At 65.0% G+C, this 3,329-nt stretch carries 3 protein-coding genes and 1 pseudogene; all 4 read right to left on the bottom strand.

What is annotated here, in order from left to right; all coding sequences use genetic code 11:
* Positions 1-3: 3 nt before the first annotated feature.
* Complete coding sequence (locus EOA27_RS28475; RefSeq protein ID WP_126083203.1) at positions 4-333, bottom strand: YciI family protein; 330 nt, start codon at positions 331-333, stop codon at positions 4-6.
* 94 nt (positions 334-427) lie between these two features.
* Entirely contained in the window at positions 428-1,081 is a 654-nt protein-coding gene (locus EOA27_RS28470) for a glutathione S-transferase family protein (RefSeq protein WP_126083204.1), read from the bottom strand.
* 19 nt (positions 1,082-1,100) lie between these two features.
* On the bottom strand, positions 1,101-2,504 hold the full coding sequence (locus EOA27_RS28465; protein ID WP_126083843.1) for a patatin-like phospholipase family protein: 1,404 nt from the start codon (positions 2,502-2,504) through the stop codon (positions 1,101-1,103).
* A 163-nt stretch (positions 2,505-2,667) separates the two neighbouring features.
* Positions 2,668-3,329, bottom strand: a pseudogene (locus tag EOA27_RS28460) (metallophosphoesterase); the annotation flags it as partial.

The raw sequence follows: 3,329 nt of genomic DNA, 5'->3' as shown, positions 1-3,329 counted from the left end.
GGCCTACATGATCACGCTCAACAGCGGCAGGATCTCATAGCGGAAGCCGCGGCCCGAACGCGCCACCGGGTCGGCGTCGGTCACGGCCCTCGCCTCCGCCTCGCTGCCGGCACGCAGGATCAGCAGCCCCCATGGGCCGGCCGGATCGGCGACCGGGCCTGCCATGATCATGATGCCTTCGCGGAGCTTCTCGCGCAGATAGTCGGCATGCCGGCCCATCAGCGCCCTTTCCTCCTCCGTCATAGTGAGGGCGAAATCCGGCCGCGGCGGGATCAACCGGCAATGGAAGATCGTTGACGCCGTGGCTTCACGCGATGCTTCACTGCTGGCCATCGCCGCCTCCCCGAAAGTCTATTGCCGCCGGCCGCCCACGAGGCGTATCCGCTGCGCAACCTCCACGAACGTTACACCTTCTTCCGGAATAGCTCTATTCGTCCGGGCCGGGCTCCGGCCAGGGCTCCTTGGCAGCTTCCGCGTACCAGTGCCGCATCGCGGGCATCGCCAGCACCGCGTCGACATAGGCGCGGGTGACGGGCGCCAGCTCGCCGCCATAAGTGTCGAAGCGCGTGACCACCGGCGCATACATGGCATCGGCCGCAGTGAAATGACCGAACAGGAACGGGCCGCCCTGGCCATATTGCTCGCGGCACTGGCGCCAGATCGCCTCGATCCTCGCCCGCTGTGCCTCGCCCTCGGCATCGAGCGGCTTGTGCGATGTCGGCCGACGCAGGTTCATCGGCCAGCCGTAACGAACCTCGCGGAAGCCGGAGTGCATCTCGGTGGCAACCGAGCGCGCCAGCGCACGAGCGCCGAGGTCCTCCGGCCAGAGCCTTTTCTCAGGGTAGAGGTCAGCAAGATATTCAAGGATGGCAAGCGTTTCCCAGACGATGCTGCCATTGTGATTCAACACCGGCACAAGGCCGGTCGGCGACACCTTGGCGAGGTTGGCGGCTGTCTGCGGCGTGCGTAGCCGCACGAAGCCCTCCTCGAAAGGTATTTCCAGGTGCCGCATGGCCACCCAGGGCCTGAGCGACCAGGACGAAAAGCATTTGTTGCCGATATAGAGGGTGAACTCTGCCAAGAACTGTCTCCTGATGATGTCAATTCGCTTCGGCCGTCGTGATCGCCGGCGGCCTCACGCCGGCGCGGGCCTGGATCGCAGCGACTGCCGTCTGTATGTCGGGATTAACCTCGAGCGCCCTGCGGCCGGCATCGATCGTGAGATCGACCTGGTCGACAGGCAGCCTGAGCCTGGTCGGAATCTCGTTCAGCTTCGCCTGCGTCGCCGGATCGAGATCGGCAAAGGAAAGGTGCTGGACCACAAGGCGGACACCACGGCAGTTCCACCCGGCCGACGAACCGCGATAGGCCGAAACGGTCGAGGCCGGGAGCCCGCAGCGATAGCGCACCAGCTCGCCCTTCCATTGCGAGACCGCAAGTTTCAGCGCATCGAACTCGTCGCGCACCGAGGCGGCGAGCGTGGTGCTGGTCACGGCGTCGAGGAGCTCGGCGGCCTTTGGCCCGTGCAGCGACTTCGCCCAGTTCACATCGCTGTCGCTCCCGGCGTCGGCGACGATGAAGATCAGCGTCGTCAGGCGGACCGCGGCCGACGGCGACAGCGGCCCGTAAGGTGTGCCGGCGGCGGAGCGCTCAAGCGTGAAGCCGGTGACACCGATATTGTCCGTCAGCCCACCGTCGAGCAGCTTCACATAGTCGAGCGGATCGTCGTTCTGATAGGAATCGAGCGCGCTGGCATAGGCCTTGAGCCGCAGCGAGGCGTTGCGGTCGGCAAGCGCCTCGCTCAGCCATTGCGGCCTGTGGTAACCGCAATGGGGGCTGGTCGCCGAGACCACGATCGGTGCGAAGACAATCGGCACGGCGGCAGATGCCGCGACAGCGTCGGCAATCCGCACTTGGTCGAGGTCACTGCACAGCGCCGCGAAGGTGTCGTGGGTGAAGAGGAACGGCGTGCGGTTGTATATGTCGGAGGCGTTGATCCAGACGATCGGACCTTTCGGCCGGTGCAAGGCCTTGAAGGCCGCGCCGTCGAACAGATGGTCGTTCAGCCATCTGGCGAAACCGCTGCGGTCGTTGACGCCGCCATAATAGGCGCGGATGAAGTTGACCGGCGACAACGATGTCCTGAGATCGGCTTCGGCGTTCTGGGTCAGGAAGCGCTCACGAAAGTCCTGGTAGCCGTCCCTGCCCTTGTAGCCGAAATACGCGGCGGTGACCGCGCCGCCCGAGGCGCCCGAAACCATCCTGATGTCGTCGACCAGCGTGCGCTGTTTCGGGCGTTGATCGATGACGACGTCGTCCAGCGCCCGCAACACGCCGTAGGAGAAAGCGGCGGCCCGCGTGCCGTCGCCGGAAAACGCAAGTCCCACGACGGTCGAGCCATCATCGGCCGGGTCGGGGATATAAGTGGGTGATGGGCGACCTGCTTTCCGGGTGAGCGTGTTGATCGGTCCGACGTCGTCGGCGATGCAGCCAGCCAGGGCCATCAGGACAGCGACAAAAGCCACACGAAGACGCAAACCCGGTTCCCCCAGGGCTGCCCTCGCCGGCAGCCGCGGCGAGCCTAACCGGATTGCGTTGCCCGATGCAACCGCACCCCTCAAGCATCAGGATGACAGGCACCATGGAGGCCGCCGCGGGGCGGCCTTTTCATGCCTGGAATTGCTTGGCGAAAGCGTTGGTGAAGACGATCTCGCCATGGTCGCCAGCCGCCTCGCCCAGCACCACATCCATGTTGTCGGCCGTGATGCGCGCGAGTGCGAAGCCGCCCATATAGGCCGCCTTCGGCTTGACGAGATCGAGGCCGTCGCGCTGGTAGATCATCGGCACTTCGTGCTGATGGCCGTGGAAGATCGCGATGACATTGTAGCCGCTGATCGCCGCCAGCAGAGCCTGGCGGTCGGCCTCGCCCCACCAGTGCGGGCGGCCTGAACCATCGTCGTCATAGGTGCGTTTCACCGGATCCCAGCGCTCGGTCGAGAAGGTGTCCCAACCATAATGCTGGAAGATGACCACTGGACGGCCATCGCCGGCATAAGTGGCGAGGTCCTGCTTCAGCCAGGGCAGGCTGCTCGGCGCGCCATGTCCGGTGTCGCCGGCGAAGCGGTGCGTCTGGATGAGATGCAGGCCGCCCCAGTCCCAGGAATAGCAGTCAGTGTCGACGTCGTATTCGGTTGCCGGCACAGGCGGCTTGAAGAACACGCCGGGGCGATGGTTGACCTCGACATAATCTCGCAATTCGCGGCGATACCAATCTACATGCGGCGGCGAGCCGTTCTGGTCGAGATCGTGATTGCCGAGCCCGACATAGA

It is taken from the genome of Mesorhizobium sp. M2A.F.Ca.ET.037.01.1.1, from assembly GCF_003998075.1.
Lineage (GTDB): Bacteria > Pseudomonadota > Alphaproteobacteria > Rhizobiales > Rhizobiaceae > Mesorhizobium.
Note: the sequence above shows the minus strand (reverse complement) of the source record. Positions and strands in the feature narration are given on the sequence as shown.

Excerpts from the sequence above, each read along its gene's own strand:
- EOA27_RS28475 (WP_126083203.1), bottom strand. The coding sequence starts at position 333 with ATGGCCAGCAGTGAAGCATCGCGTGAAGCCACGGCGTCAACGATCTTC.
- EOA27_RS28465 (WP_126083843.1), bottom strand. The coding sequence starts at position 2,504 with ATGGCCCTGGCTGGCTGCATCGCCGACGACGTCGGACCGATCAACACG.